Source organism: Kitasatospora sp. NPDC057512 (assembly GCF_042802135.1).
Taxonomy (GTDB): domain Bacteria; phylum Actinomycetota; class Actinomycetes; order Streptomycetales; family Streptomycetaceae; genus Kitasatospora.
Genome location: NZ_JBHVET010000754.1, coordinates 1 through 4,006 on the forward strand (window position 1 = coordinate 1; position 4,006 = coordinate 4,006).

Consider the following 4,006-nt stretch of genomic DNA (forward strand, 5'->3'; position numbering starts at 1 on the left):
GGCGAGCGCCGGCAGCGGCGCGGCGAGCGCCGGCAGCGGCGCGGCGAGCGGTGTCACGGTCGGCGCGGGCGGCCCGGGCGGACACGGCACGGGCGACAGTACCGGCGACGCCGACAACGGAACGGACGGCAGAGTGGACGGCACGGCTCAGGAGCCGACCGGCCCGTACCTCGGCGCCGGCGGCGACCACGACGCGATCACCGACGACGCCCTGATCGGCTCCGCCGAATGGGACCTGCTGACCGACGGGATCACCTGGAGCCCGGAGGCCTACCTCCTCCTCGGCTGCGAGCCGGACCACGGCCCGCTCAGCCTCGACCGGCTGCCCGACCGCCTCCCCGAGGCCGACCGGCCACTGCTGCGGCGGATGATGACCGACGCCCTGGTGCACGGCCGCTGCGCCGCCGGCACCCTGCGGCTCCACCGGCCCGACGGGCGGTACGACGGCGTCGAGTGCGCGGGCGAGCCCGTCCTCGGCACCGACGGCACGGTCGTCGCGCTGCGCATGCTGCTCCGCCCGGCCCCGCCGCACTGAGCCGACGGCCCCACCGCTCCGAACCCACGACCCACGGCCACACCGCTCCGAACTCACAGCCCACAGCCTCACCGCCCCGCCGACCCGAGTCGACGGGCCCGGCCCGGGCCCGTACGTCCGGGAGCCCGTCAGGTCAGCCGGCGCCGGTTCTTGGCGTCCGCCGCCCGCAGCGCCCGGCCCAGTTCCTCCCGCAGCTCGTCCACCACGGGCAGCCCCCGGTACTGCGCGGTCAGCCGGTACATCTCGCGCAGCCGGTCCCAGGTCCGGTGCGAGGAGTTCTGGCCGATCAGGTTCATCACCATCTTGGCCTGGAACCGCGCCGCGTCCGGCTCGCCGGTGAGCAGGTGCACCGAGGCCAGGGTGATCCGGTCGAACAGCGCCGAACGCAGCTGCCCGGTCCCCTCCCGCAGGGTGATCACCCGCTCCGCGTGCCTGCGGGCCTCGGGGGCCGCCCCCGGATCGTGCTCGGAGAGCGTGCGCAGCACCAGGGCCTGCATGCCGCGCAGTTCGGCCTCGTCGAACACCTGCATCCACGAGGGCGGTGGCTCCGGCGCCTCCTCGGTGAACAGGTCCTCGGCCTCCCCGAGCAACCGGTAGGTGTCCTGGGAGTGCCCGATCGAGGCGTGCGCCCACGCCTCGACGGTGTTGAGCATGGCGCGCGTTCTGGGCAGCAGCCGTCCGCCGGCCGCCTTGGCCGCCGACATCAGGTCCAGCGCCTCGTCGGCCCGGCCCAGGTGCACCATCTGCCGCGCGGCCCGGGAGATCGCCTCGCCGGCCCGTGGCCGGTCGCCGGCCTCCTTGGCCGCGTCGGCCGCGATCATGAAGTACTTCTGGGCGGTGGGCTCCAGCCCCACGTCGTGCGACATCCAGCCCGCCAGCACCGCCAGGTTGGCCGCGACCAGCCACAGCCGCTGTTCCACCGCGGGTGCGTGCCGGTGCGTCAACAGGCCGCCGACCTCGTTCAGTTGACCGACCACCGCCTTGCGCTGCAGCCCGCCGCCGCGGGCCGCGTCCCAGGCCCGGAACACCTGTACCGAGTGCTCCAGCGACTCCACCTCGTCGAGCCCGACCGGGCCCGCGTCGTAGACGTCCGCCACCGGGTGCGCTCCGCCCCCGGCGACCACCTGTCGCGGCCCGGGGACGGAGGCCGCGTACGCGACCGCGTCCCCGCCCAGCCAGCCCTTCAGCGAGTCGGCGATGACCGCCCCGGCCGTGAGCGCGGCTCCGGCGCCCACCAATCCACGTCGGTTCAGCATGAGGTCCATTCCCGTGAACTCGGTGAGGACCGCGGCTGTTCGATCCGGCGACCATGGCACTGCCGCGGACGCGTCCGCTCCGGACCTGGTGGGCCGGTGTCGTTCCAGACCGAGGTCCTCAGTGGTGACGACACGGCCGAGCCGCTCCGTGAACACGGCCGCCAGCACCCTCGGCACCGGATCGCGCGGGATCTCCCCCTGCTCGATCCAACGCCGTACCCTCGACGTGTCGGTGGACAGCTGCAGCTGCCCCATCGCGGCACCCCGACGGTTGACCAGCCGCGCCAGCTCGCCCTTCGACCATCCGGTCAGGACGAACAGATCGGCCAGTCGGGTGTTGGGTTCCCTGCTCAACGAAGCCCCCAGGTTCCTCGGCTGATCCGAGGCTAGAGGCTCGGGCAAGTGCCGGGCGAGCATTCGCCACCGTTCGCCAGGGCCCGCCAGACTACTAAGCCAGTGCCCGACGGGTGTGTTGTAGGGGTGCGCCACCTCGCCCCCCGGGTCGGGCGGCGCCCCACCAGCGTCGGGGCTGTCCCCCGACGGTGGCACGGGGCGCTCCCGGTCCTCACCCGAGGGGGTGGCGCGGCCGGGTGGCGCGGGAGCGCCGGGCACGGCCACGGCAGTCCGGCCGACCGCATTCCCCAGGGTGCGGACGGCCGGAGCACCGCCGAACAGGGGTTCCTGACCCCGCGTCCGTGCCCGGCGCCCGCGCACCACCGACCGCACCGCCACGAGGTACCGCGCGACGTAGCGCACCGCACGACGTACCGCACCACCCGCAGGGCCGCCGTCACGCCAGGAAGCACACGGCACCGGCCCTCCCCCGCCCCCGCGGGGCAAGCACCCGCCGACGGACCGGAAGGGACCTCCCTCAGCCCATGTACTCCTCAGCGACGACCCCCACGCCCACCGCGACCCGCCCAGCGCTGCGCCCCCCCACCGCAGCCGCCGGCCGCACCGGCCCCAAGGCCGTGCCCCCGGCGAGCCGTCCCGCGGTCCCGCGCGGCGCCGAGGGCCGGGCCACGGACACCCGGGTCGTCCCGACCGGCCGTACGGCGCTGGGCCCCGCCGGCCGTACCGCGCTGGGCCTGCGGGCCCCCGAGACCGCCCTGCCGGGCGGCGGCCGGATGCCACTGGCCCGGCAGGCCGACGGCCAGGTGCTGCGGGCCCGGCGGCCCGGCCTGCCCGTCGGCGGCGGCCCGGAGCGGATCGATCCGTCGGCGCTCCAGACCCCGGCGGTCCGGGCGGCGCTCGCCGGCGTCTCGCGGATATGTCCCGCGTTCACCCCGCGCCAGGTCCTGCGCGAGGGCAGCCGCCACATCCTGGTGGCGGGCACCATCGGGCGGGCTCCGGTGGTCGCCAAGTGCCTGGCGCCGCAGGCGGTGCGGAGTGAGTACTTCGAGCAGCTGGTGGCCGACTTCCACCACGAGGTGGCGGTCTACCGAGCGTTCGTCCGGCACCGTCCGCCGGTGCGGCTGCCCCGGCTGGTGGCGGCCGACCACGACCGGTGCGTCCTGGTCATGGAGCGCGTTCCGGGGCGCCCGGCGGCCCGCGAGCGCCACCCGGTCAACGCGCCCACCCCGGGCGAGGTGCGGGCGCTGCTCACCGCGGTCCGCACGCTGAACCTGTGGCGGCCGCCGACCGACGTCTTCCAGCCGCGCCTGGACTACCAGTTGGAGATCTCCCGCTACCACTCGGTGGGCCAGCTCACCGACCGGGACGCCGGCGACCTCCGCGGCCTGCTGCACGGCCTCGGCAGCACCCCGCTCCAGCTCTGCCACGGCGACGCCCTGCTCAGCAACATGCTGCTGGCGCCGTCCGGCCCGGTGCTGGTCGACTGGGAGCAGGCCGGCTGGTACCTGCCCGGCTACGACCTGGCGGTGCTCTGGAGCGTCCTGTCCGGGGACACCGCGGCACGCCGCCAGATCAGCCAACTCGCCCAGAGCGGCGGCACGCTGGCCCGGGACGCCTTCCTGGTGAACCTGGTTCTGGTGCTGATGCGGGAGATCCGGCTGTACGACGTGCCGGGCGCCGGCGAGGAGCAGCGGATCATGATCCGTCGGCTCTACGACGACGCGGCGCTCGCCCGCCGGGCCGTCCGCGCCGCGGTCGGGACCCGCTGAGCCACCGTCGGGGCCCGGTGGACCGCTGTCAGGATCCACCCGGCCCGGAGGTTCGACGACGGGCCCTACGGCCGGGCGCCCCGCTCCAGGGC

General features: G+C 75.6%; 2 protein-coding genes and 1 pseudogene. 2 read left to right on the top strand and 1 reads right to left on the bottom strand.

The window, feature by feature from the left end; genetic code table 11:
- Window positions 1-535 (top strand): annotated as a pseudogene (locus ACFU6K_RS33195) (hypothetical protein); the annotation flags it as partial.
- 128 nt (window positions 536-663) lie between these two features.
- Here the strand turns inward: ACFU6K_RS33195 and ACFU6K_RS33200 are convergent.
- Window positions 664-2,145 (bottom strand): hypothetical protein, encoded by a 1,482-nt coding sequence (locus ACFU6K_RS33200; RefSeq protein ID WP_380669402.1) that lies wholly within the window; start codon window positions 2,143-2,145, stop codon window positions 664-666.
- Window positions 2,146-2,669: 524 nt separating this feature from the next.
- Here ACFU6K_RS33200 and ACFU6K_RS33205 point away from each other — a divergent pair.
- Window positions 2,670-3,914 (top strand): phosphotransferase, encoded by a 1,245-nt coding sequence (locus tag ACFU6K_RS33205; RefSeq protein WP_380669404.1) that lies wholly within the window; start codon window positions 2,670-2,672, stop codon window positions 3,912-3,914.
- Window positions 3,915-4,006 lie beyond the last annotated feature (92 nt).

Excerpts from the sequence above, each read along its gene's own strand:
- ACFU6K_RS33205 (WP_380669404.1), top strand. The coding sequence starts at position 2,670 with ATGTACTCCTCAGCGACGACCCCCACGCCCACCGCGACCCGCCCAGCG.